Source organism: Streptococcus mitis, assembly GCF_905187495.1.
Taxonomy (GTDB): domain Bacteria; phylum Bacillota; class Bacilli; order Lactobacillales; family Streptococcaceae; genus Streptococcus; species Streptococcus mitis_CU.
Genome location: NZ_CAJJIB010000062.1, coordinates 1 through 269 on the forward strand (window position 1 = coordinate 1; position 269 = coordinate 269).

1 protein-coding gene is annotated in these 269 nt (G+C 46.8%); it reads left to right on the top strand.

The features are described 5' to 3' along the window. Nucleotides 1-269: DUF1542 domain-containing protein (locus JQ843_RS05370; RefSeq protein WP_203213083.1), on the top strand; the 269-nt coding region annotated here is incomplete at both ends.

Genomic DNA, 269 nt, shown 5'->3' on the forward strand with positions numbered 1-269 from the left:
TGCTGCTAAGTCAGAAGCAAAAGCTAAGGCTGACGCAGTGAAAGCAACCATCGACAACGCAACAACAAATGCAGAAGTTGACCAAGCAAAGTCAACTGGAATTGCAGAAGTCACTTCAGTAAATCCAGGTGCAGTGGCTAAGACAGAAGCTAAGCAAGCCATCGACGAAGCTCTGAAGGCTAAGAACGACGAAATCGACGCACGTACAGACTTAACAGATGAAGAGAAAGCTGCTGCTAAGTCAGAAGCAAAAGCTAAGGCTGACGCAG